Genomic DNA, 26718 nt, shown 5'->3' with positions numbered 1-26718 from the left:
AATAGAAGGTTTATTTGGAAACATAAAAACAAAACTTGGTGGATATGTTTATGCCTACAGAGAAGATATGGCAAGAATATTGGCTTTATTAAAGTTCTTAATCTACAATTTGTATGTAGCAATTTTTTTGTTTATTGTTAGAAAAGGTTATTCAAAGGTAATTCAAAAGTATTTTATTATATTTTTGTATCTATTTTTTGATTTCGGATTAGTCTCTTACTATTTTTGAAACAGACTCATATGCTTAGATTTTTAAATGAATAGCATTTACCGGACAAACTTTTCCACATTTAAAACACATTAAACATTCATTGGCAATAATTTTTCTTTTATTATTTTCCAACGTAATTATCGTGTTTGTAGGACAAATCTTTTGACACATTCCACAACTTATACACTTACTTTCATCTATTACTAATTTCAGAGGTGCTACTTTTCCACCTATAGTTAGCAAAGTACCATACGGACACAACTTTTTGTGCCAAAATTCTTCTTCAAAAAATAGAGTAACAAACGTGGCAAAACCAATAACGTATAACAAAATGTTTAATTTTACTTTTAAAAGCCTTGTTCCAATAAATAACCCGATAAAAACAAAAAGCATAATGTATCTTATAGCATTGATTTTAGGCGCTTTAAATCTTTTTATATTCAATTTTCTATAAATAAAGTTTATAGGTTTAAATATCGTGTTAATTGGGCATATAAATCCACAATAGAATCTTCCAAAGAAAAGTGATAAAAACAAGCTAATTCCAAATATAAAGATCCATTTTAATAAAATATTATTTTTTAATAACCAAAAAAACAAAACAAAAAACACAATTTCCATAATATACATAAATTTTCTCATCACAAACACCTTCTTCTTAATTTTCAATTGCACTTTTTATGTTTTAAATATTATACCATACTAAAATTCTGTGTTAGAATAGTAGTAAGGGGGAGAAAACTTGGATATTTTCTCAAGAATTAAACCTAATTTAAACACAAATGAACTTTCTACAGACGTACTTGCATATATTGGTGATGCAGTGTTCAATTTGTATGTTAAATTACATTATTTTAAAAAAACCTCTGTAAAAAAACTACACAAAAACACACAATCTATAGTAAATAGAAATTACCAATCATTACTCCTTGACAAAATCCTTCCCCACCTAAGTGAAGAAGAAATTTCCTATGTAAAAAGAGGAATTAACAGCAAAGGTGCTGGAAAATACGGAAATGATCCCGCATATCGCAAAAGCACAGGTTTTGAAGTATTAATTGGCTTTCTTTATCTCAAAGATGAAGAAAGACTTTACAAATTACTTTCGGAGGTGTTAGAATGAGCCGCTCAATCATTATCGATGGTTCTGTTATTTACACCAATTACAGTCAAATTATGGGACATAAAAAATTCGAGGCACTTTTAAAAGAATTCATTGAAATTCTCGTTGAAAAAAATAGTCCCCTACTACAAGCCCTTTCCCCTTTTAAATTTGGAGATGAGTATGACACAAAAAGAATAGCTGAATACTTTAATCTTCTTACTATGAGAAATTTAAAAGAATTATCCCATATTTTAAGTTATACCAATCCCGTACAATTGGAAAAATTTATAGAAGCATTTTATACTTTCTGGCGCTCAAAACACAGATTTATGATTCGTAATGAAAAATATGTAAATGATTACAACAGAAGGGCAAGCGTAGAATATACTATGACAATGGTCGCTGATCAATTTAAGGCTGTTATAAAGAATTTATACCGGCAGCTGTTATCTAATATAACCAATGAATTTCCCAAAGTTATGAGACAACTTCCAAGTGGAGCTCAAGCAATGTTTTTATACGATTATGTAAAATGTGAAAATTTCAATTTGAATTGGATGGAGAAAATTCCCACAATTTGGGGGGCAATTTTTGACCCACCAGCAATATTCTACACGAAATCCAACAAAAGAAAGGGAATTATACCCGTAGTTGAAAAAAACATAATAGACAAAATTGAGTTATCTTCCAATGAATGGTTTAGAATACCAATATTTGTAGGAAAACTATTGTTTTTTAACTTTGTTCACAAAGATTTTCTTGCTCACGGTGCAGGATTGGCAAATCTATTTGAAATTGCCTCTCCAAAAGATATCAAAAACAGAAAACCAGATGGAATAATTATTTTTGGAGTTTCACCGGACAAAATACCAGATTACACAGACGAATGGAAGAATGCAGTAGTCTTCAAAGAAAAAAATCTCTATGTTGGAGTTATCCCAAATTTAGACGAAAACGATTATTTTGGATATATGAAAAAAACAACCCTTACTGTTCACAATCTTATTATGATAGACAATGAAAAACTCCCAATACACGGTTCCATGGCAAAAATCACTCTAAAATCCGGGAAAAGTGCCGTTGCAATGTTTTTAGGAGATAGTGGTGCAGGAAAGAGTGAAACTTTAGAAGCGTTAAATAGGTTAGATGAAGTAGCAGATGTAAATATTATTATAGATGATATGGGAAGTTTAAGTATAGAAAATGATAAAGTTGTAGCATATGGAACTGAAACAGGAGCATTTGTAAGACTTGATGACCTTCCACCAGGTTACGCATATCACACTATGGACAGAAGTATATTTATGAATCCAGATAAAATAAATGCAAGAGTCATTGTTCCTTTTAACAATTACAAAGAAATAGTTACACCAACAAAAATTGATTTCTTGTTTTATGCTAATAACTACACAAAAGTAAAAAATGATGAGGAAAGAATAAAATTTTTTGACTCGTATGAAGAAGCGCTAAAGGTGTTTTCTGAAGGGAAAAGGATGGCAAAAGGCACAACTGCCGAAATCGGAATTACCACTTCTTATTTTTCAAATCCATTTGGTGCAATTCAGATGCGTGAAAAACATGAAAAGATAGCTGAAAAATTCTTTAAAAAACTATTTGAAACGGAGGTGAAAGTAGGTGAAATAAGGACAATGCTTGGAATAAAAGGATATGAAAAGAAAGGTACTATCCTTGCCGCAAAAGCATTACTAAAATTAATTGAAGAAAAGGGGTGAAATAGTGTTAAGTAAAGATCTAATAAAAGACATCATAGGCACAGTTTTAAAATACGGTGGTGACTTTGCAGAAGTATTTATTGAAAACAAATACGAAAACAGAATAGAACTTGCAGATGGTTTTATTCAAAAAGCAAATACAAATAATATTTCAGGAATAGGTATAAGGGGGTTTTTGGGAAATAAAGCTATATACGCATACACAAACATCTTTGAAAGGGATAACCTTTTATCTGTAGCCAAAAGAGTTGGAGAAGCACTTTCTGAAACAAAAGTTTCCAACTTAAAATTGGATTTTGATGACAAAAAAATAAAAAACAGACATCTAATACATTTTTATCCAATGGAAATTGATAAAACAGAAAAGGCTAAAATAATGAAAACGGCATACCATGCAGCCAAAAACTTTTCGAATCTAATAAAACAAGTACTTGTTTGGTACTGGGAGTATGATCAAGAAATTTTAGTTGCAAATTCAGAAGGTACCTGGGCAGAAGATAGAAGGGTCAAAACAAGGTTAATGATAAACACCGTCGCAGAACATAATGGAAATATGGAGCGTGGATTTTATGGACCAGGGGCTAGTATGGGATTTGAATTTTTTAACACTATCGATGTAGAAGAAGCGGCAAAAAGAGCGGCAAGAATAGCCGTTAGAATGGTAGATGCCGAACCTGCACCAGCTGGGAAAATGCCTGTAGTTATCTCAAATGAATTCGGTGGAGTTATCTTCCACGAAGCGGTAGGACATGCACTTGAAGCAACTTCTGTAGCAAAAGGTGCTTCAGTATTTGCTGGAAAGTTAGGACAAAAAGTTGCGGCAGAATGTGTATCTGCAGTTGATGATGCAACAATTCCAAATGCATGGGGTTCTGCAAATGTGGATGATGAAGGAACACCAACAAGAAGAAATCTTTTAATTGACAAAGGTATACTTGTTGGATATCTAATAGATAAACTTGGTGCAAGAAGAATGAATATGGAAAGTACCGGTAGTGCTAGAAGACAAGGCTACACATTTGCACCTACTTCGAGAATGAGCAACACATTTATACTCCCTGGAAAATACTATCCCGAAGAAATTATAGCTGCTACCGAGTATGGACTCTATGCGAAAACAATGGGAGGGGGCTCTGTAATGCCTGGTACAGGTGAGTTTAACTTTGCGGTAATGGAGGCATATTTGATAGAAAATGGAAAAATTACAAAACCTGTAAAAGGTGCAACCCTTATTGGAAAAGGCTATGAAATTATACAAAAAATAGATATGGTAGGTAACGATATAGCAAGAGGTCAAGGGGTTTGTGGTTCAATATCCGGCGCTGTACCTGCAGATGTGGGACAACCTACAATCAGAGTTTCAGAAATACTTGTCGGGGGGCGAAATAAATGAATTTAAAAGAATTTAAAGATAAACTTTTTACGCTTGCAAAGAAAAATGGTTTCGAAGCACAAGTGGAATTTTCTGAAAAAATGGAATTTATGGTTTCATATGCAAACGATGATATTGATCAGTACAAAGATGCGTCGAATTCTAGAGTAACTATAAAAATACTAAAAGATGGAAAGATAGGAAAGAGCTTTTCCGAAAAATTTGATAATCCAGAAGCTCTATTCAACGAAGCACTTTCTAATTGGAAAATAACAGATACAGAAGATGAAAATTTCTTTTACGATGGAAAAGGAAAATACCTTGAAATGAAAACTTACGATGGAAATTTTGAAAAAACTCCTGTTAAGGAAAAACTTGACTTTGTAAAAAAACTCTACAACAGTGCAAAATGTGATGAAAGAATTGTAACAGTACCAAATGCTGTATTTCAAAATTTAAAAATTTCAAAATCAATTTCAAACACTCTTGGATTAGATATTTCGGCCACAATGGATGGTGGCTTTTCATATGCTATATCAATATCAAAAGATAATAACACACATTCTGGATTTTGGTTTGAAATAGGCAAAAGATTTGGAGATTTATCACCAGAACAAATTGGTAAAAAAGCTTGTAAAGAAGCTTTAAGCCTTTTAGGGGCAAAACCTGTAAAATCTGGGAAATATAGAGTAATAATTAGAAATACTGCGTTTGAAGAGCTTTTAGGACTTTTAAAGAGTATGATTTCAGCCGAAAATGTCCAAAAAAATATATCTCCATTAAAGGGAAAAATAAATGAAAAGATTGGAAACACTATTTTAAACATTAAAGATTTGCCATATGTTGAAGGAAGTATACATAACAGACCATTTGATGATGAAGGTGTTCCAACAAAAGAAACAGTTATAATTGAAAATGGTGTTTTAAAAAGCTATCTATACGACTTAAAAACTGCAAAAAAGGATAACGTTGAATCTACCGGAAATAACTTAAATGGATCAATTGAGCCAATAAATTTGGTAATCGAAAGCGGTAATTATTCATTTAATGAACTTGTAAGCAAACTAGATAACGGCATTATAATAATCAGCATTGATGGTATGCATTCAGGTGCAAATCCCGTGTCCGGAAATTTCTCATTAGGTGCAAGAGGATACAAAGTTGAAAACGGAGAAATTGTACATGCAGTTGAACAAATCACTATATCTGGTAACTTCATAGATTTACTAAATAAAATTGAAAGTGTGGGAAACGATTCTAAAGATTTCGGTGGTGTAATAACCCCCAGTATCTTAATTAGTGAACTAGATATTGCAGGAGAATAAGGTCCACGACAAAGTCGTGGACTTTTTTATTTACAAAACTTAAGTTTTAGATTAAAATAAATATAGCAACCACAAGGGGGGGAAGTTGTGAAATTTCCTAGGTTAGTTATTAGTTTAGAAAAAATAGAAGAAAATGCAAAAAAAATATTAGATACGTTAAATAAACACAGTGTAGAACTTGTTGCTGTTACAAAACTAGTATTGGGGGATCCAAAAATTGCTAAAACACTTAAAGATGTGGGAATCCAAAAAATTGGTGAATCAAGACTTGATAATATCGAAAAAATGATCAAAAATAAAATTTCCGGTCCATTTCAACTTCTTAGAATACCTATGCTTTCAGAACTTGATAAAGCAGTCCTTTTGGTTGACGAAATATTAATTTCTGATGAAACAACTGCATTAAAAATTGATGAAATAGCACAAAAATATGATAAAAATATTGAATTGATATACATGATAGATGTGGGGGATTTAAGAGAAGGTGTATGGTTTGAAAATGCATGCAAAACAATTGAAAATATAGCAAAAAAGCTTAAAATGGCAAAATTAAGTGGCATTGGAACAAATGTAGGATGTTTTGGCGGTGTACTTCCAACAAAAGATAATTTAAACACACTCGTTGAAATTAAAAAATATTTAGATGATAAATTAAACACTAATTTAAAAATTTCCGGTGGAAGTACTGTAACACTAAAATTAATTGAAAGTGGAGAACTTCCCGAAAAAATCAATCAATTTAGAATTGGAGAAGGTATCTTACTTGGAACAGATGCAACCGGCCATAGAGATATTCCCTATCTATCTCAAAACACGGTTATATTAGAAGCAGAAGTAATTGAAGTTGATTATAAACCATCTGTACCCGTAGGAGAAATAGGAAGAGATTCAATGGGAAGAATTCCAGAATTTGAAGACAAGGGATGGCGAAAAAGAATTATCCTTGCAATAGGAGAACAAGATATAGATCCAAATGGATTAAAACCTTTCGACAAAAAACTTGAAGTTTTGCACGCCTCAAGTGATCACACAATAATAGATTACACCAAATCTGAAGTTAATTATAAAATTGGAGATATATTAAAATTCAAACTATCATATGGAGCAGCACTGCGTGCATTTACAAGTCCTTTTGTAAAAAAAATATATCAATAAAAAACCTCTCTGGATGACAGAGAGGCTTATATTTCGTCTAATTCCAAAAATGCGACCCTTAATTTACCAACCAAAAATATGAAAAAGTTCTCCTTATTTCTCCTTTTTACCTCATAACCTAAATTTTCTATAAATTCTTGCCACTTATCAAGATTTCTAACTAAAAATAGTGTGTTTAATCTTGAAAATTTCTCTCCTCTTTTAATATAAGCAGTTCTGGAAACTATATAGGCACTCCCAACTTTTCTTACAGGAATGGATAATTTATTAAAAAATTCCAAAACAGGATTTAAGTTATCTACTACCTCAATAGAAAGGATAGTTCTTAAATCACCACTTTCTGATATGTAGCGTGCTATATCCTCAATTGTCTTAGTAGAACTATATTTAAATAAATCCATAACATATGGCAAGGAAGGTTGTGCTATTACTTGCCTTGCAACTGCAACGTTTCTAAGTATTTCCACAGAAAGAGGTTTTTTCAATCTTAAATCTACCTTTTTCTGAAGACCTCTTAACATCAAAGCAAGATAAGAGGGTTTAACAGGTAAACCTTCCGATGTTGAAATCAAATATTCATCTCTTCCCTCATACTTTTTTAACCATTTATCAATAGGTGGGACAATCTCAACAACAAAATTTCCATTTTCCAAATAAATCTCATTTCCTTTAATATCCGTGCCCTTTAATTTTACAATCTCACCGGATTTCAACCCTAGTAAACCAGCAAGTCCAACTAGCAAAACATACTTTTCATTACCCTTTTTTGCCATCTTCTCTGCTTCTTCATACAACTTCCAAAAATCCAAATAATTTATCATCTCATATTCTGCTTTTTTATAAGGCACTTTCAAATCTTCAACTACTTCTGAATAAACAAGCGGGTAAAACCTTTGTAAAAAAGATCTCAATGGCACAAAATACTGTCTCCAAGCCGTCGGTTTATAACTTTCCTTTATTTTCTTTAACCACTTCTTTACAGAATCTGTATTTACATTTCCTTCAACAAATTCCAGAAAAGATTCGACCATTGTCATATAATTTCTTTTCGTACTTTCAGATATATTTTGTTTTTCTATGTATTCTATAAATTTATCAAGTTCATATTTTACTTTCAATTCTGGCACCTCCAGAAAAATTTATTAACATTTTGATTATAACATACCAATATTTCAAAATTATTATAATTTATTTTTCAAAAGTTACAATTCGCTTCGCTAATCTTTCTCAAAGGTAACATTTTAGTAAATAAAACATGCATCACCCAACGAAAAAAATCTATATTTCATTTTTACAGCAACATTATACGCATCTAAAATGAACTCTCTACCTGCAAATGCAGAAACAAGCATAAGCAAGGTAGATTTTGGCAAATGAAAATTTGTAATTATAGCATCTGTTAATTTAAATTCAAATGGTGGATATATGAAAATATCGGTTTTACCATGATAACTTTCTTTTTTATCCAACCTTGCAATAGTTTCTAGGGTCCTAACACTAGTTGTCCCAACTGCAATAATTCTTCCGCCGTTTTTTCTGGTATCGTTAATCTTTTTCACGGTTTCCTTTGGTACGTAATACCTTTCAGAATGCATCTTATGCTCTCTAACATCCTCAACTTTAACAGGTCTAAAAGTTCCCAATCCAACATGTAAAACTAAATCCGCAAATTCTATTCCACTTTCTTTTATCTTTTCTAAAAGTTCATCGGTAAAATGAAGTCCAGCAGTTGGTGCAGCTACAGAACCTTTTTCTCTTGAGTATATTGTCTGATATCTCTCAAATGGAATTTGATTTTTTATATATGGAGGTAGAGGGGCCTTTCCCAATCTGAATAGATCATCATCTGAAAAATTGAATTCCAATATTCTTGCACCTTCTTGTGCCCAATCTTTACATATACAATATCGCTCATCATCAAAATATATTTTTGTTCCTTTTTTTACTTTACTTCCTGGTTTAACCAGCGCTTCCCAAACACCTTCTGAAACTTTTTCAAGTAACAAGATTTCTATTTTTGCGCCGGTAGCCTTTTTTCCATAAAGTCTTGCTGGAATTACTTTTGTAACATTTCTTACAAGTAAATCTCCTTCTTTTAAATATTCAATAATATCTCTAAATATCTTATGCTCAATTTCTCTTGTCTTTCTATTTAAAACCATAAGTCTTGACGAATCTCTAGGTTCTACAGGTGATTGGGCTATTAATTCTTCAGGCAAAAAGTAATCAAAACTACTTACATTCAACTAAATCCCCTCCCAGTAAAAGTATGGGGAGGTTTTAAACCTCCCCATCTTTAACTATTATTTTCTCAAACCTAATTTGTGAATTACTTCTTTGTATGCTTCCGGATTCTTATTTCTCAGATATTTTAATATCTTTCTTCTTCTTCCAACTAACTTCATAAGTCCTCTTCTTGAATGATAATCTTTGGGATGTTTCTTCAAATGTTCAGTTAAATGTTTAATCCTTGCAGTTAATAATGCTACCTGAACCTCTGCACTACCAGTATCTCCTTCATGGATTTGAAATTCCTTAATGATCTCTTCTTTGTTCATAGCCTACACCTCCACAAATTATTCCCGCTACCAAGTAGGGGCATTGCCCTCAACCGAGTAGGGGTCACATATATGATAACTTAAAAAGTTCGTTAAGTCAATAGCTTCAAATATTTTTTTAATAGATTTCAAGTTGTACAGCGACACAATTTTGATATTTTAAATAATTATTTCTATTATTTGGTATATGAATTACAAAATTACATAATATTAGTTAAATACACACGTGTTTTACCAATGTCATTTCCCTAAAAACATTATAAATAAATGAAAGTTTAAACACCAAACTTTTCAAGTACTTCTTCAAACAAATAATTGATCTTCCAGGGGAACTAATAATTTTATGGTATATTATTCATGAAAGACACTTTAATATAGGAGGAAAAATATGATAGAAACATACGTTTTTTTCAAAGTAAAAAATGACTTTATTATAGAAAACTCGTCTGAAAAATTACACGGATTATTTTTCAAAATACTGAAGAATACCAAAATAGATACGGAAAAATTACATTCCCAAAAAAATAAACCATTTTCAATCTCACCAGTCTATGAATATGGTTATGACAAATCTATTACAAAATTCTCTAAAAACAAGTATTTCTTCTTTCGCATTGCTTCCATACAAGATAATTTGATATTTTCATTTGTAAAAGCCCTTACATTAAATAGCACAGAATTATTTCTCGATAAATATCCCATCTATATCGATGAAGTTATAACGGAAACATACCAAAATAAAGATATTCAAAATGAAATTACCATAAATTTTGTTTCACCTGTAACTTTTAGGGGACCAAATAACATAAATATCCCCATACCAGATCCTTTACACATTATAAATTTTCTAAAAAAATACGGAATAAACGATGTAGACTATCCTAAAATTACATATATTGAAGGAAAATCTCACGTAATGAAATACTCCTCTTTTAAACTGATTGGTTTTGTTGGAAAAATGAGAATAAAAACACATACCCCTAAATCTTATCTAATATTACACTATCTTGGGACTGGTTATTCTCACGCAAAAGGAATGGGAGTTACTATAATTGATTCTGCAACAACAACTAATCAAAAAATAAAATATATCTGGAAAAGGTGGGGAATAAATGCGTAAAAAATATCTCCGAATATTAAAAATAATAATATATATTCTAAACCAAAAAGAAGTAACAACCAAAGAACTCTCTGAAAAATTCAATGTAAGCATTAGAACTATCCAAAGAGACTTAAACGAAATAGAAAACTTAGGTATAAGTTTAGAAAGAGAAATAGATGGCACAGTAAAAATATTAGAAAACAATCAATTACATCTCAAAGGTTTAAATTTAAACTTAGAAGAAAAAAAAATACTACTTTTGATGATGAATCTTTCAGAAAAATATTTATATGATTTATTCACAGATACAATAAACGAAGTTAAAATAAAATTGATTAATTCTTTAGAACCACAGATGAAAGAATTAAATAAAAAAAGATCTACGTTATATAGATTTCTAAAACAAAGACACGAAAACATAAAATTATGGATAGTAAATTCCATAGAACGTGCCATTTTAGAACAAAGAAAAATAAAAATAAGATACAATCATCCAAAAAAAGGAGAAGAAGAATACGAATTATCACCCTATTTATTTTTATTTTCAAAAAATCATTGGTATCTATTTGCACTTGAATCGAAAAAAAACTTTGAAGGTCTTTTCAGATTATCAAGGATCAAAAAAGTTATATATCTAAACGACAAATTTAAACCTCCAAAAGATTTAGAAGAAAAAATAAACTCAATTTGGGAAACACAATATTCCACTCGAAGATATACCATAAAAATTAAATTTAGCAAAGAAGTTGCACAATTAATAAAAGATACAGTAAGACATCCCTCACAAATTATACAAGAATTAGAAAACGGTGAAATATTATACACTGTTAAAGTAAGCGGTTACAAAGAAATATTATACTGGATACTTAGTTGGGGAAAGGATGCTGAATTAATAGAACCAAAATGGATGAGAAAAAAAATAAAAGAAGAAATATACAAAATGCAAAAAAAATATAACAACAACCTCTGATACTAAATAGTAACCGATTTGTTTCTTAAAATTAATATACATAGACAAATAATATGTCGTTGATAATTGGTGTAAAACTTGATTTATAAACAAGATGTCTGTTACAATACAAGTAAACCAAAGATTAGGAGTGATAGTATGAATGTAAATTTAAGAAAATTCCTAATAAAAATTTTACAAAACTATCCTCAGAAACATACAAGTGGTTTAAAAAAAGGTATCCCGTTTTCTGTACATTTTGCTAATGTTGGACTTATTGCATATCAAATATCCGAAATCTTGCGAAAAATTGGATATTTTAACTTAGAAGATAGTCACACTGTTTTTATTGCAGCTGTAATTCACGATATGAATAAAATAACCAATACTTCTATGAGAACAGCAGCTATTAGAGAAAACATAATAAAAGTACTAAAAGAGAACTTTTCAGAAAATGAGGATTTCTGGAAAGACAAAATCGATACCATTCAAAGCATAATACCTTTACATTCAGTTGACAATCCTGTTGGCTCTAAACTATATATTTCTCAAAAAGAAAAAGTTATGGCAAAAATCATTCAGTTTTCCGATACATTTGATTTATTGGATACTGCTAACCTTGAATACGATCACAATATTTATAAAAAGCTTTTAAATATTTTAGAAGAACTAAATTATTACGTACCCGAATTTAAATACAAATATCTTGTTTATCATTATTTTAATGATTACAGAGGAGTATTAACAAATTATATAACCGACGAGATTATAAATAAGTTTGAAACTACGGTTTTAGCAGTTCCCATTGCAAGATTCAACGATGGAGTAGTCTACTTATGTAATAAAGAAAAATACACTCCCGAATTATTATTTGAAGACATAATTATCGAAACACCAAGAAAAGTTTTCCACAAAATCTTTTCACTGGAATATACTTTGCAAAAAAAAGGTAATGAAATATATATAAGAGAAGGGATATTTAATTTTCCTTTAAATGATGCATTAACTCACATTATTTCCGTTGTCAACGATTTGAAAATTCCAAATAAAAATGAAGTTTTAAAAAAAATCACTGAAGACTACTTAAAAAAATATTTTGGGAATAAAACAAAGAAAACTATGGAAATATATGAAGAATTCGATTTGATTTTTAATTCCACCAAAGAAATTGAAACTATAAAAGAAAAATTAATAAACCTAATAAAAAAATATAAAACACAAAGAAAGATCAAAAATACTTATATAGATGAGCTAAAAAAATACATTGAAACACGCTTGCATCTATCCAATCTACAAAAAAATAATAGTTCTATATTTACCATCAACAAATACGGGAAAAAGCCTAAAGAAGTTTGTTCAATTTGTGGGAGTGAATTTGAAGTTTCAGAAGCTATGTCTGCTGAACTTCCAAGAGGAATAAAACCTCAACTTTTTAGTAATATTCTTCCAGCAAACAAAACAATGGATCCAAAAAGAAACATTTGTTCAATTTGTAAATTGCAATTTATAGCAAACAAAAACAAAAATTATTCAGCTAATGAAAAAAACGTATATTATGTCCTTATTCCGTATAATTATTTTCCAAATGAACTTATACACGAAATACAAGAAGAATATAAATCGATAAAATCAAATAGTACTAAAGAAAATAAAAGTAAAGACTACGAAAATATTCTTTCGATGTTGGGTATAGAAAGCAATACAATCGAAGATGGACTATTTGACTATACAAATATAAATATTCCAATAATTAATCCTATAAGATACAAAAATTCAAAAAAATACTCTGAAACAGTGTTCATAGCATATGCCAAAGCACTTTATATTCAAAAAAACTTTCCCGTCAAAATCCTTATTACAGGATATCCACAACTTTTAGATGAAGACATACGATTTAGTGAAGAAATATTAATTCAAGATCTATCTTTCAAACTCAAAAAAACTTCATCTAAAAGAATATTAAAACTCTATGAAATATTTAGAAATAATCCAAAAAATTTCTTCGCCAATAAAAACAATTATTTTTACAAAATTTCCACATCTGAACCATTAACAGCCTTTTCAACATATATAACAAAAGTATTTGAAACCAAAAAAGATAAAAAGGTAATACTAAATATATTTGAGGCATTATTTGGGGGTGAAAAAATGGAGTATGCAAAAAAGATAAGCGAATTCATTTTAAAGCAACAAGAAAACATATTTAACGCTTCAAAACATCAAATAGTAAAATACTTTGACGTATGCAAAGAAGTATTAAAAAAATTTGAACCACAAATTGAATCAGAAGAAGACCTAAAAGCACAATTGTTTTCCAGAATAGAAAATTTAGTCAACAAACCTATTAAAAAAGAAGAGATAATGAATTATATAGACAACTTTGTTGAATTCGTAAAAGAATTAGAAAATAAAAATCTAGATAAAGGGAGAAAAAAACTCCTCTTAAACTGGAAAAAATATAGGGATTTAATCTATGGTTATGTATGGAAAATATATTTTGAAAATAAGGAGGCGAAAAAAAATGGATAAAATAAAGGAATTATTAAAAGGTGGGTACGTAGAAGATGAATCTTTTCCTTTAAAACCTTTGGGAAAGTATATTCATATTATACTCCGGACAAGAACACTTTCTGAGACAATATTTCGAACAGATGAGGGGTTAACAATTGAAACAGTAAAAGCTGGAATAAATGATAACAACGAAATTCAAAGAGTAATAATGAGCAAAAGAAAAAGAATAGCTGCAGAAAGAAGAATTGGAAGAGAATTTTTAATGAATTATAAACTAAAAGATGAAAGTTGTGAAATTAACCAAAGTATGTGTGGAAGATGTCTAGATTGCACTGTCTATGGTTTTGCAGCTGGAGAAAAAGGAAAAGAAACAGAAGGGGCACTAAAAAGTAGGGTGATTACAGAAAACGCATACTCTATACTTCCATATGAGATGATAAGTGATGTCAGGACATTTAACGCACTTAGCGAGCTTGGAACAATGATGGAAAAAAAGGAAAAAAAGGAAAAAATAGAATTAACAATGAGACAATCTCTTGGAGAAAATGAATATATAAAACCAGAAGTCGATTTCATTGACATTGAAACATTAAAAGATCTTAGATTCGCAGAAGTTTTATACGCTTTAGGTAATATACTAAGAACCAAAAGATACGGGGCTATTGATTCAAGATTGGGAAAGGTAAAAAATGAAATAATAGCAATAATAATCTCTGATGCTGAAATTTTTGGTTCTCTTGAATTAACTAAAAAAGTTTGGGATAAATTAGAAGTTAAAGAACATATATTAGAAGAAAATATAGTAGATGAAAAGATTTTAGAATCAGTTAAGGAATTATTAGATGGTGAATTTTGTAAATATAAAATAGTAGAAAAAAATGATTTAAAAGTATTAAAAGACGAAATTAAAAGTATCTATCTAAAACCAGAAGATAACTTGATATCATTATTTAAAAATGTCAAATCGATATTTGACAAATAAACTCTATCCCCGTGTATCGTGCGGGGATAGAATTTGAGGGGTGATTCCATGAAGATATACAAAGCAACTCTTGAGACTCTTGAACCGCTCTTTTTTGCTACAAAAGAATTGGGTGATACCTATGTTACTGAACCTTATATATCAAATTATTCTTTAGCATATACCATATTATCTTTGTATGATTATGTAAGACATAATATACCCACATACAAAGAAGACTTAAAAGATTTAAATGTGTACATTACACCTGCAAAATTTGTAAACTTTAGATGGCAAATGGAAAATTTTAATTCAACAGGCGAGGGGTATTATTTAAAAATGCTCCAAAATAATTATTCCAATTCTCCAAAACGAAATAACGATAGAGCAAAAAACATACCTCAAATTGGGAAATTAAAACTAATTTCTTCTGAAAGTATAGCAAAATTCTATGTGATAGATTACTCAAACAATCTAAAATTACCAAAGTATATAAGATTGGGAAAATTTAACACAAAGTGTCACATATATTATGAAGAAATTTCTAACATAGAATTAAAAGAAGGTATCTTCTTTTGTAAACAACCACTCAATGTCCTTGATCTTCCAAAAAATATGAAACTTTTGTCTTTCAAGATTATTCCCATAAAACCTGTACAAATAATTGAAAAAGCTAAGTTAAGTGGAAAATTCATTTCCATAGACAGCGATAACATACCGCTTAACATGCACTTTTTTGGAGGGAATTTCAATGAAAATTAAAAGTCTTGAAATTCCTGTCATTTACGATAAATACGGAAAATTCATTCCATTCCATCAAATTGAAACTGCTGAAAAATTAAAAAAATACGATATAGTGTTCAATACGTATCCTACAGGCTCGGGTAAAACCAGAGCATTACTTAATTCTATCAAAGAATTAACCCCTAAAAAAGTATTAATTATTGCACCAATCAATGTTTTAATAGATCAATACGAAGAAAAAGTAAAACAATTTGTCAAATCCGAAAAGCTTGAATATAAAGTTGTAACCTTTACATCTTCAAGAATAAAAGAAACAAAAGAAACTTTCGAATCAAATCAACAATTTGTAAGAAAAGTCCTTGAAAAAAAATCAAAAACTATAATAATATCAAACCCAGACATTGTCTATCTCATATTACTTCAATTTTATGGAAATAATTACAACATTAAAAGAACTATGGTTACAGATTTACTATCAGAAATAGACTTCTTTGCATTTGACGAATTTCACTATTATGATCCTATTCGTAGTTTTCTTGCAATTACATTACTTTTTACATATCACCAAATCAAAAGCAAAAATAACGAAATAAAAAAATTCCTCTTCTTATCCGCAACCCCGTCTAATACAATTATTAAAGTATTAAAACACTTAAATCTAAATTGGTACGAAGTAAAACTCAATGAAAAGCATAACAAATCCAAAGAAAAGTCACTTTCAGAAATAAATTTAGATTTTTCGTTTGGCTCATTAGAAGATAATGTAGATAAGGTAATAAACGAAATAAATAACTATACAAGTGAAAATGGAAAAATTATAATTATTTCAAACTCTCTAAGAAGAATATGGATTTTAAAGGATAAACTCAACAATCTTGGAGTTGACACTGGGATAATTATAGGACCAATAAAATCAAAAGAAGAAAGAAAAAAGAATTTACAAAAAAAAGTAATACTTGCAACCCCCACGGTAGATATAGGATATGATTTCGAAGAAGTTAGACTTCTAATATTCGAAGCTTTTAATCCAGACGAGTTTTTGCAACGTTTGGGAAGAGCAGGTAGAACTTTGGGAAAAAAACTAAATTTTACACCCAAAGTTATTGCATTTTTACCAAAAACTGTAAAATACAAGTTTGAACAAATATTTCAAAATAAAAACACTATTACACGGAAAGAATTAGGATCAAAAATAAAAGAAATTTTTTCATCCAATAACCTTGATTTTGAACAACTTTACAGAGGACCATTTGTTCTACAAATAGCATTCTTTCTCTATAATTTTGAAAAGCTCTTCGTCAAAGATGATAAATTTTTCGAAGAATACAAGAAAAAATTCTTAAACCTTTATAAAATTCCAATCGATTATACAGTTCTAAAAAATAAATATTTACCATATTTTATAATTTATATCTATGAAACTTTAAAACAAATTAGTAAAGATAAAGCAAATAAATTTATTGAATTCGATTTTAATAGAAAGATACTAAAAAATTTTATTGAAAAAAAATTAATCGAAAGATTAATAGATACTAAAAAAATCGATTATTACTTCAAAGGAATTAAACAATTTTTCGATAATTACATACTGAATTTTAGAGGTAACGATATAACAAACATAACAGTTGTAGACAAACAAAAAACATTTGGTATAGAAAAATTTGATTATTCACTAATATTTATACTTGAAAACGCCATTATAGAGAGAATTGACAAAAATACTGTATATATCAATGGTATAGGTAAAAAAGAAAAAATACACTTTGAAGTTCCAAAAATAACCAATAAAGAATTTTTTGTAACATATCTAACAATCAATGAAGAATTTATAGGACTAGAAGAAAATAATGAATTTTTAAAAGCTGTATTCTTTCTAAACGACAAAACAGAAGCTATTGCAAGGAGTTTTGGACTTTATCCCTCAAAAATCATAATGGGTTTAGAAAAAAAGAAAGCACTTTTAGGTGAACAAGCACTAATAGCAAAAACATTATTTTCTACAGAAAAACCATGGGATTTTGAAATACTTCCTATTATATGAAAATGAGGGGTTAAAATGTTTCCAGAAATACCTATTTATTCAATAAATGCATATTTATACTGTGAATATAGATATTTTCTTGAAGAAGTTGTGGGAATATTTAAAGAAAATGCCCATATAGCAGAAGGAAAATACGTAAATGAAAAAGAAAGCAAAAACATTTCAACCAAAAATTGGAAAAAAGCATCAAAAATATTTGTTTCATCAGAAGAGTATGGGATTTATGGATATATAGATAATATAATAAAAACACCTGATAAAATTAAGATTGTAGAAATTAAAAAAGGCTCTGCCAAAAAACCTTATGAAAATGATATAATGCAAATAATTGCATATATGATAGCCTATTCTGAAACTTTTGGGATAGAAAAAGAAAGTATAATAGGAGAATTAAATTATAAAGGTTCAAACACAAAATTCAAAGTTAAGTTAACAGATAATAGACTCAATAAATTAAAAAATATAATTAACAATATATACGCAATAAAATCTGATAAAATTCGACCTGTACCAAAATATGGAAAAAAATGCAAAGATTGTAGTTTATTTGAAATATGTCAACCAATTAATAATGAAAAAGCAAAAATAATGCCTCGTATCGTTGAAAAACAACCTATTTTTTTATTTAGCCATGGAATATTTATTGGAAAAAAAGGAGAAAGTTTTCTATTTGCCTTGAATAACGAAAAAAATGTGATTCCAGCATACAAAATTTCATCAATAAATATTTTTGGAATTTTTACAATATCAAGGCAAGCAATTGAATTGGCAGCAAAACACTCTATACCAATAATCATAAACAACTCAATTTGCAAAAACATAACTACCATAAATATACCATTTTCAAAAAACAATTTCTTACGAAAAAAACAAGTAGAATTATCCAATGATGAAAAATCAAAATTAGAGCTCTCAAAAAAAATGATAATTGGAAAAATAAGAAATATGGAAATCACTTTGAAAAAGAAAAATATAAAAATTAATTATACGCCATATATTTATAAAATAAAGAAAGCATCAACATCAGATGAAATTATTGGCATAGAAGGAATTGTATCAAGAAATTACTTTGAGAATTTTGGAAATATTTTAAATAATTTTACCTTTAATATACGTACAAGGCGACCTCCAAAAGATCCTATTAATTCTTTATTAAGTTTCGGATATACTATACTTTACAACCTTGTACATTCAATATTACTTTCAATTGGACTTGATCCATACTTTGGATTCCTCCACACTACTCAATATGGAAGAGGATCACTTGCGTTAGATCTCATGGAAGAATTTCGACCATTAATTATCGATACTTCTGTAATAAAAGTAATAAACAAATCTATGATAAAAGAAAAAGATTTTATTAGAGAAAATAACGGAATATATTTAAAACAAAATGCTAGAAAAAAATTCGTTAATGTTATTTTAAAAAGAGTTTTGGATAAACATTATTATGATAAAATGGGAGGATCCATAGAATACATAAGGATAATAGAATCACAAGCCAGATTATTACAAAAACATATACTCGGAGAACTGGAATATACTCCTTTCATTGTAAAGAAGTGAGTTTCATGATGACATATATAATCAGCTATGATATAAAGAAAGATAAGAAAAGAAATAAAATATCTAAAATATTAGAAGAATATGGACAAAGACTTCAATACAGTGTGTTTATTTGCCAAATTCCAAAAAAAGAGCTTTATAATATTCTTTTAAGGATAAATCCTATAATAGACAAGAATACAGATTCAATTTTAATTATTCCAATAAATCTATCTAAAATGGAAATTATAGGTACTGTAAAAATAGATATTTTAACCAATAATGATAATTATATATTATAACTAAAATCTATCCGCGAATCTTAGTTTTCTCAAAAATATATAATATCCACGGCAGTCTTCAATAAACAACTATCTAACATTAAAACAAACTTATTTAAAAATTTTTTAATCAAAAAATATTAATACACGCATTTACGGTCCTTGACAATTTATTTTTTTTGCTTTAATATTGATAGAGTTAAAAAACCTAATTCCATAAAATGGAATTCAAACTTGCTGTTGAAGAGGGGACGACGAATCTTATTCCAAATGTTAAAAAACCTAATTCCATAAAATGGAATTCAAACATTTTATATCTCGTATTGGGGTAAACAGTAACGGAACAGTTAAAAAACCTAATTCCATAAAATGGAATTCAAACTATAACGCGAAGAAGCCTTTTGCTGTTCCGCCGAAGGGTTAAAAAACCTAATTCCATAAAATGGAATTCAAACTAGATAAAACCTGCATACGCATTGGTCGACCACTTGTTAAAAAACCTAATTCCATAAAATGGAATTCAAACCAAATATCCATTTGCTTCCCATCTAGTTCTTCTAGGTTAAAAAACCTAATTCCATAAAATGGAATTCAAACGTTTGTAGATATCCATTATTCTCACCTCTTTTTAAGTTAAAAAACCTAATTCCATAAAATGGAATTCAAACCCTCAGGTTGCCCGTCAAATTTGATTACAGCGTCCCAAGTTAAAAAACCTAATTCCATAAAATGGAATTCAAACCAGTCTTCGTATTTAGCAACGTCGACTCCCATATAATGTTAAAAAACCTAATTCCATAAAATGGAATTCAAACTATTGACTTGGAGTATATGGTGGTGGTATCTTGAATAGTTAAAAAACCTAATTCCATAAAATGGAATTCAAACATATTGCTGAGCGCATAATGAGGTTTGGTTTCCCAAAAAGTTAAAAAACCTAATTCCATAAAATGGAATTCAAACATAAATTTTATTCATTCTATCCCCCAGCTTAACAATGTTAAAAAACCTAATTCCATAAAATGGAATTCAAACAAACTTGAAGCAAGGTATGGCTACCACGATGACTGTTAAAAAACCTAATTCCATAAAATGGAATTCAAACATTTGGGAGTTGAAATAGCACCATCAGAAATTTTTGTTGTTAAAAAACCTAATTCCATAAAATGGAATTCAAACAAACGAGCGGCAGCATATGCGAGATACTCATCAACAGTTAAAAAACCTAATTCCATAAAATGGAATTCAAACATTTAATCTATGTAGATGGCAAGCTTAGTATTACAGAGAGTTAAAAAACCTAATTCCATAAAATGGAATTCAAACGACAATCACAGAAAACGAAGATGCAGTTGTTGCTAAGTTAAAAAACCTAATTCCATAAAATGGAATTCAAACGTATCATTTTCTATAGCTGCTATAAGCTTTCTTAGGTTAAAAAACCTAATTCCATAAAATGGAATTCAAACTATAAAGTATCAGAGCACAAAGGATAATTATTAAGTTAAAAAACCTAATTCCATAAAATGGAATTCAAACTTCTGTATAAATGTACTCCATTAAACCACGCTGCTAAGAGTTAAAAAACCTAATTCCATAAAATGGAATTCAAACGATCATGATTATTATGGTGATTATCATTTTAGTAGTTGTTAAAAAACCTAATTCCATAAAATGGAATTCAAACTATCTACAAAATACGCATGGTTTCTACCAACAATAAGTTAAAAAACCTAGTTCCATAAAATGGAATTCAAATGAATTGTTACTACACTTGTTTGATATCAATATTTATGTCTAAAATTTGATATAGAGTTTCAGCTACTTATACTGTACATATTATTAATAAAAAAATAAAAAACATGGTTACATAGCTTCTTTTATACTGAATCCCAAAAAGTTCCCGAAGTGACAAATAAAACCAACAAAGAGGCTTTTTTCTTTAGACAGTAGACTAAAAGATACAGACAAAAATGAAGAAATATATCTCAAATACGTAATGTTTACGTATGTTGTCGTATAACAATTATACTAAAACAAAAAAGTATACAAATTAATGTAAGAAATGAGACTTAAGAAAATGATACACATAAACATATAACAAATGGAAGATATAAAAAAAGACAAAATAACATGGCTCCAGTATAATACCGGAGCCATGTTATTCGAAAAATTAATAAATTGATTTTTTATTCCACTTTCGAGGATAAATACAATCTCGAGCCTTTATTTTATTTAAGTATATTTATTAAACTATTGTAAATATTTTCTTCTTTTGCATCAATTACATTTAAACTTCCTTTTCTTTCTTTTAATTCTACTTTTCCTTCTTTATATGTTCTTCCAATAGTTATTCTGACTGGAAAACCTATTAAATCCGCATCTTTAAACTTTACACCTGGCGATACGTCTCTATCATCAATCAACACATCTATTCCTCTATCTGATAAATACTTATACAGTTTTTCACCAAATTGTTTTTCTTTTTCCTTACCAACAACTGTTATAACTACCTCAAATGGAGCAATTGAAACAGGCCAAATTATTCCATCATCATCGTGCAATTGTTCTACAATTGCACCTAAAGTTCTTGAAATCCCCCAACCATAGCATCCCATTATAAACGGTTGTAATTTTCCGTCCTTGTCCATGTATTTTACTTCCATAGTCTCCGAATATTTTGTTCCCAATTTAAAGATATGTCCCAGCTCTATACCCCTTTCTCCTTTTAAAGGCTTTCCACAAACAGGACATGGATCACCTGGTTCAACTACAATTAAATCCGTCCATTCATTTATCTCAAAATCTCTACTGTAATTTACATTTATGTAGTGATAGTCTTTTTTCATACCCCCAACTACAAAATTTTTCATATGTTTTACACTATTATCTGCGATAATCCTTATTCCATCCAACCCCACAGGACCAAGAAAACCTATTGGAACACCAAACTTATCAAATATTTCTTCTGGTAAAGCCATTTGAAGTGATTGATCACCTAAATATGCCTTTAACTTTTCAAAATTAAGCTCCCTATCACCTGGCACCAATGCCATCACAAAACCTTCTCTTCCTTTAAATACCAATGACTTAACAATACGTCCCAATTCCACATTTAAAAATTGTGCAACCTGTTCTACTGTCCTAACATTTGGTGTATGAACAAGCTCTTTCTCTTTTTCTTCTTCATCATACACTCTATAATTTCCAACGTATGGAACTTTTTCATCACTTCCTGCGTAACCACAATCACAGTACAAAACATTACTTTCACCGTATTCTGCAAAAGCAACAAATTCATGAGATTCATTTCCGCCAATCGCACCAGAAGATGCCTCAATTATAGTATACCTAAGTCCTATTCTTTCCAATATTCTAGAATATGCTTCTTTAAACTTTTTGTAAGTTTCATCCAAAGATTCCCAACTACTGTGAAAACTATATGCATCTTTCATTATAAATTCTCTTGCCCTCAAAACACCAAATCTTGGTCTAATTTCATCCCTATATTTATTTGCAATTTGATACAATGTTATCGGTAATTGTTTATATGAATTCAACTCATTTTTTACAAGTTCAGTTACCAATTCTTCATGGGTAGGCCCCAAAGTAAAATCTCTTTCATGCCTATCTTTCAACTTCATCATCTCTGGACCATAATCATCCCATCTTCCACTTTTTCTCCAAAGTTCTGCAGGCTGAATTATAGGCATTAAAATTTCCTGTGCTCCTATTCTGTTCATTTCTTCTCTTACAATATTTTCAATCTTTAAAAGTGTTTTTCTTGCAAGTGGTAAATAAGTATAAACCCCTGCAGCAATTTTTCTTATAAATCCCGCACGTTGTAACAGTGCCTGACTTGGAATTTCTGCATCGGCAGGACTTTCTCTCAAAGTAGGTGCATAAAGTTGTGAAAATCTCATTCATTCACCTCCGTAAACTTTTCCCATTTAGTCCCATCAGGGGTATCCAAAATCTTTATTCCCGCGTTCTTCAATGCATCACGTATTTTATCCGCAGCTTGGTAATTTTTCTCTTTTCTAAATTCTTGTCTTACTTTCAAAATCTCATCCAACACTTTTTCCTCATTTGAATCTACTATCTTAACTCCACCTTCAAAGAGTCCCAAAACACTTCCAAAAACCCTTGTGATCAAGTGGTATCTCTTTAATGCTTCCTTGTCGTTTCCATCCTTCATTGCTTTATTTAACTCTTTGGATAAATCAAAAATTAACGCAATTGCCTTAGGCGTGTTAAAATCATCTTCCAATGCCTCTACAAACTTACTTTCTATTTCCTTCATATATTCATCTTTCTTTGGAACAAGCGGATATGGGTACTTTTCCTCAAACCTATTCAACGTTTTAATAATCCGCAAAGACGCTTTCTTATTTTCCATAAGTATTTCATCCGAAAATTCAATAGGTGTTCTATAGTGTTTTGAGAGTAAAAATAATTTTACCGCATCTTTTCCACATCTTTTTACCGCCTCACGTACTAAAAATACATTCCCTATGGATTTACTCATCTTGTCTCCACGTGTAACAATCATACCATTGTGCATCCAATATCTCGCAAAAGGCTTTCCAGTTAGCGCTTCACTTTGTGCCTTTTCATCTTCATGGTGTGGAAAAATCAAATCTTCTCCACCTGCATGTATATCAAATGTATCTCCTAAAAGTTTCTGAGACATCACAGAACACTCGATATGCCAACCTGGTCTTCCAATACTCCAAGGGCTATCCCAATTTGGTTCTCCAGGTTTTACAGCCTTCCATAAAGCAAAATCAAGTGGATCTTTTTTTAAATCGTTAACTTCAACCCTTGCACCTGCAACTAAATCTTCTATTTTTCTTCCAGATAAAGCACCGTATTTTTCAAAGGCCCTCACACTAAAATAAACATCTCCGTTATCTGCAACATATGCATATCCTTTTGAAATTAATTTATCAACCGCTTCAACAATCTCAGAAACGTAATCTGTTGTTCTAGGGTGAAAATTAGCAGCCCTTATCCCCAAACTTTGCGCATCTTTCCAATATTCGACAATAAAAGTATCTGCAACATCTTTGAAATCAACTCCCCATTCATTTGCCTCATTAATTATCTTATCATCTATATCTGTAAAATTTTGTACCATTACAACCTTATAACCTCTATATTCTAAAAACCTTCTAAATGCATCAAATACAACAGCAGGTCTTGCATTACCAATATGAATATAATTGTATACCGTTGGCCCACATACATACATTTTTACAACACCAGGCGTTATAGTCTTCAATTCCTCTTTTTTTCCCGTTTCTGTATTCGTAATGTAAATAGCCATATTATCACCCCAAATGTTTCTCTAACCTTTTTATCATTTTTTCCTTTCCAAGCAAATATACAATGTCAACCAACTCAGGTCCTTCTTCTCTGCCGGTCAAAACTATTCGAAGGTTCATATAAAATTCCTTGCCCTTTACTTTACTATTTTTCATTGCTTCTTTAAAAACTTTAAATATCACTTTTTCATTCCACTCATCAACTTTTCTTAATTCTTCTACTAATTTTCTATAAACTTCCTTTACTTCCTCAGAAAGTTGAATTTTCACATCTGGTTCGTTAAAAAAGAAATCAACAAGATGTGGTATTTCACTTAATTCTTCTACTCTATCCTTTATCGATTTCAACAATCTTACATACCACTCTTTATTGGTATCTATATCTTCTTCACTTACAAACTTTAACAAATACTTTTTAGAAACATCTAACATTACCTCTTCATCCAAATTTCTGAAATGTTCTGCATTCATCCATTTTAATTTTTTTGGATCAAAAATTGCAGGGTTCTTCCCCAACCTTTCCAATGAAAATGCGTTTATAAGCTCATTCAAACTCATTATTTCTTTTCCATCAGGATGGGACCATCCAAGCAAAGCCAAAAAATTAACAACAGCTTGTGGTAAATATCCTCTATCTCTAAATTCTTCAACTGAAGTTGCTCCATGCCTTTTGCTAAGTTTTTTCGCATCTGGTCCTAAAATCATAGATACATGCCCAAAATTTGGTGTTTCCCATCCAAACGCTTCATACAACGCTATTTGTTTTACGGTATTTGAGAGATGATCATCTCCCCTTAAAACATGTGTAATCTTCATTAAATAATCATCAATCACACACGCAAAGTTATAAATAGGCACACCATTACTTCTAATTATGGCAAAATCTCCAACAGTTCCCTCTTTAAACACCACTTCTCCTTTTACAATATCATTTAATACATATTCTTTGCGTGGCATTGAAAAATAAATTGCAGGTCTTAATCCTTTATTTTTATATTCTTCTATTCTCTCAGGAGTTGCAAAAGTTTCCAACATTTCCCTTGTATAATGTGGTGGTTTTCCTTCAGATAAAAGCTTTTCTCTTAGTTGCTCTATTTCTTCTGGATATGCATAAACCTCATATGCTTTTCCCTCATCTAATAATTTCTGTGCATATTTATGGTATATATTCAATCTTTCACTTTGCCTATATGGACCATATTCTCCTCCTACATCTGGTCCTTCGTCCCAATCAAGACCTAACCATTTTAATGCATTAATTAACCCTTTTTCATATTCTTTTTCAGAACGCTCAAGATCTGTATCTTCAATCCTTAAGATAAACTTTCCATTCATTTTTCTTGCATATAGGAAATTAAAAAGGGCAGTTCTTGCACCACCTACGTGCAAATACCCCGTTGGACTTGGTGCAAATCTCAGTCTAACCATTAACACACCTCCTAATTTTCTTTGTTTTATTATACCACAGATAAAAGTTTTATTTTTTAATTCTTCTTAACTTATATGGGAGTGTTTCAAAAATAAGAGGAAGTGGTTCAAAAATAAAAGGGGAGATGATATAATCTCCCCTGATATGAGAAGAACTAACATAAAGAAAATACTCAAACTTGTTAAAAAATTTTACAACAATATTTTACCACAACTTCCTCAAAAATCTACCTCCAAAGGTAGACCTAAGAAATACCCAGACGCACTAATTCTTTCCTTAGCAGTTTTAAAAGAACTGTTTGCTCTTTCGTTTAGAGAGACATTAGAAATGGGTGCATTATACTTTAAGAGAGTTCCATCTCTTAGAGAT

Annotated in this window: 20 protein-coding genes, 2 pseudogenes and 1 CRISPR repeat array; of the genes and pseudogenes, 15 read left to right on the top strand and 7 right to left on the bottom strand. The window is 29.9% G+C overall.

Annotation, left to right across the window (positions count from 1 at the left end; genetic code table 11):
• Nucleotides 1-229, top strand: a pseudogene (locus AS157_RS04755) (hypothetical protein); the annotation flags it as partial.
• A gap of 15 nt (nt 230-244) precedes the next feature.
• On the opposite strand, the gene AS157_RS04750 reads toward AS157_RS04755, so the two are convergent.
• A complete protein-coding gene (locus tag AS157_RS04750) occupies nt 245-853 on the bottom strand; it encodes a 4Fe-4S binding protein (protein ID WP_197023143.1) in 609 nt (202 codons plus the stop codon).
• Between the two features lie 100 nt (nt 854-953).
• Here AS157_RS04750 and AS157_RS04745 point away from each other — a divergent pair, with 100 nt between their 5' ends.
• The 5 genes from AS157_RS04745 (at nt 954) to AS157_RS04725 (ending at nt 6901) form a co-directional block, all read left to right on the top strand.
• A complete protein-coding gene (locus AS157_RS04745) occupies nt 954-1334 on the top strand; it encodes a Mini-ribonuclease 3 (protein WP_077288737.1) in 381 nt (126 codons plus the stop codon).
• Nucleotides 1331-3049 (top strand): phosphoenolpyruvate carboxykinase (ATP), encoded by a 1719-nt coding sequence (locus tag AS157_RS04740; protein WP_077288738.1) that lies wholly within the window; start codon nt 1331-1333, stop codon nt 3047-3049. The genes AS157_RS04745 and AS157_RS04740 overlap by 4 nt, the downstream gene beginning before the upstream one ends.
• Before the next feature lie 4 nt (nt 3050-3053).
• Nucleotides 3054-4442 carry a TldD/PmbA family protein gene (locus AS157_RS04735; protein WP_077288739.1) on the top strand — a complete coding sequence of 463 codons (1389 nt, stop codon included), beginning with the start codon at nt 3054-3056 and terminating at the stop codon, nt 4440-4442.
• Complete coding sequence (locus AS157_RS04730; protein WP_077288740.1) at nt 4439-5746, top strand: TldD/PmbA family protein; 1308 nt, start codon at nt 4439-4441, stop codon at nt 5744-5746. The genes AS157_RS04735 and AS157_RS04730 overlap by 4 nt, the downstream gene beginning before the upstream one ends.
• A gap of 87 nt (nt 5747-5833) precedes the next feature.
• Complete coding sequence (locus AS157_RS04725; protein ID WP_077288741.1) at nt 5834-6901, top strand: alanine/ornithine racemase family PLP-dependent enzyme; 1068 nt, start codon at nt 5834-5836, stop codon at nt 6899-6901.
• Between the two features lie 26 nt (nt 6902-6927).
• On the opposite strand, the gene AS157_RS04720 is transcribed toward AS157_RS04725, so the two are convergent.
• The 3 genes from AS157_RS04720 to rpsO form a co-directional block, all read right to left on the bottom strand.
• A complete protein-coding gene (locus tag AS157_RS04720; protein ID WP_352039425.1) occupies nt 6928-8028 on the bottom strand; it encodes a site-specific integrase in 1101 nt (366 codons plus the stop codon).
• Nucleotides 8029-8142: 114 nt separating this feature from the next.
• Nucleotides 8143-9147, bottom strand: coding sequence for a tRNA preQ1(34) S-adenosylmethionine ribosyltransferase-isomerase QueA (gene queA / locus AS157_RS04715; protein ID WP_077288743.1), 1005 nt, complete (start codon nt 9145-9147; stop codon nt 8143-8145).
• Between the two features lie 57 nt (nt 9148-9204).
• Nucleotides 9205-9459 carry a 30S ribosomal protein S15 gene (rpsO, locus tag AS157_RS04710; protein WP_075665303.1) on the bottom strand — a complete coding sequence of 85 codons (255 nt, stop codon included), beginning with the start codon at nt 9457-9459 and terminating at the stop codon, nt 9205-9207.
• 388 nt (nt 9460-9847) lie between these two features.
• On the opposite strand from rpsO, the gene AS157_RS04705 reads away from it, so the two are divergent.
• From AS157_RS04705 to cas2, 8 genes are all read left to right on the top strand, one after another.
• Entirely contained in the window at nt 9848-10579 is a 732-nt protein-coding gene (locus AS157_RS04705) for a CRISPR-associated endoribonuclease Cas6 (protein ID WP_077288744.1), read from the top strand.
• Nucleotides 10572-11531: a helix-turn-helix transcriptional regulator gene (locus tag AS157_RS04700; protein ID WP_077288745.1), complete on the top strand. Its 960-nt coding sequence runs from the start codon at nt 10572-10574 to the stop codon at nt 11529-11531. Before AS157_RS04705 ends, AS157_RS04700 begins: the two co-directional genes overlap by 8 nt.
• 138 nt (nt 11532-11669) lie before the next feature.
• Nucleotides 11670-14039 (top strand): hypothetical protein, encoded by a 2370-nt coding sequence (locus tag AS157_RS04695; protein ID WP_077288746.1) that lies wholly within the window; start codon nt 11670-11672, stop codon nt 14037-14039.
• On the top strand, nt 14032-15003 hold the full coding sequence (gene cas7d, locus AS157_RS04690) for a type I-D CRISPR-associated protein Cas7/Csc2 (protein WP_197023145.1): 972 nt from the start codon (nt 14032-14034) through the stop codon (nt 15001-15003). Before AS157_RS04695 ends, cas7d begins: the two co-directional genes overlap by 8 nt.
• 48 nt (nt 15004-15051) lie before the next feature.
• Nucleotides 15052-15744 (top strand): type I-D CRISPR-associated protein Cas5/Csc1, encoded by a 693-nt coding sequence (cas5d, locus tag AS157_RS04685; RefSeq protein ID WP_077288748.1) that lies wholly within the window; start codon nt 15052-15054, stop codon nt 15742-15744.
• Nucleotides 15734-17767, top strand: coding sequence for a type I-D CRISPR-associated helicase Cas3' (cas3, locus tag AS157_RS04680; protein WP_077288749.1), 2034 nt, complete (start codon nt 15734-15736; stop codon nt 17765-17767). Before cas5d ends, cas3 begins: the two co-directional genes overlap by 11 nt.
• 15 nt (nt 17768-17782) lie before the next feature.
• Nucleotides 17783-19333, top strand: coding sequence for a CRISPR-associated endonuclease Cas4/Cas1 (locus tag AS157_RS04675; RefSeq protein WP_077288750.1), 1551 nt, complete (start codon nt 17783-17785; stop codon nt 19331-19333).
• Between the two features lie 5 nt (nt 19334-19338).
• On the top strand, nt 19339-19614 hold the full coding sequence (gene cas2 / locus AS157_RS04670; RefSeq protein WP_077288751.1) for a CRISPR-associated endonuclease Cas2: 276 nt from the start codon (nt 19339-19341) through the stop codon (nt 19612-19614).
• A gap of 177 nt (nt 19615-19791) precedes the next feature.
• Nucleotides 19792-21352: direct repeats of the CRISPR family, unit length 36 nt; unit sequence GTTAAAAAACCTAATTCCATAAAATGGAATTCAAAC.
• Between the two features lie 472 nt (nt 21353-21824).
• On the opposite strand, the gene AS157_RS04665 is transcribed toward cas2, so the two are convergent.
• Genes AS157_RS04665 through gltX form a run of 3 tightly spaced genes read right to left on the bottom strand, consistent with a single transcriptional unit; the run spans nt 21825 to nt 26348 of the window.
• Entirely contained in the window at nt 21825-23516 is a 1692-nt protein-coding gene (locus tag AS157_RS04665) for a proline--tRNA ligase (RefSeq protein WP_077288752.1), read from the bottom strand.
• Nucleotides 23513-24922, bottom strand: coding sequence for a cysteine--tRNA ligase (cysS, locus tag AS157_RS04660; protein WP_077288753.1), 1410 nt, complete (start codon nt 24920-24922; stop codon nt 23513-23515). Before cysS ends, AS157_RS04665 begins: the two co-directional genes overlap by 4 nt.
• A gap of 4 nt (nt 24923-24926) precedes the next feature.
• On the bottom strand, nt 24927-26348 hold the full coding sequence (gltX, locus tag AS157_RS04655) for a glutamate--tRNA ligase (RefSeq protein WP_077288754.1): 1422 nt from the start codon (nt 26346-26348) through the stop codon (nt 24927-24929).
• A 145-nt stretch (nt 26349-26493) separates the two neighbouring features.
• On the opposite strand from gltX, the pseudogene AS157_RS04650 reads away from it, so the two are divergent.
• Nucleotides 26494-26718 (top strand): annotated as a pseudogene (locus tag AS157_RS04650) (hypothetical protein); the annotation flags it as partial.

Origin of the sequence: Thermosipho sp. 1244 (assembly GCF_018588215.1) — a bacterium.
Lineage (GTDB): Bacteria > Thermotogota > Thermotogae > Thermotogales > Fervidobacteriaceae > Thermosipho > Thermosipho affectus.
This window is presented reverse-complemented; position numbering and strand designations above follow the sequence as displayed.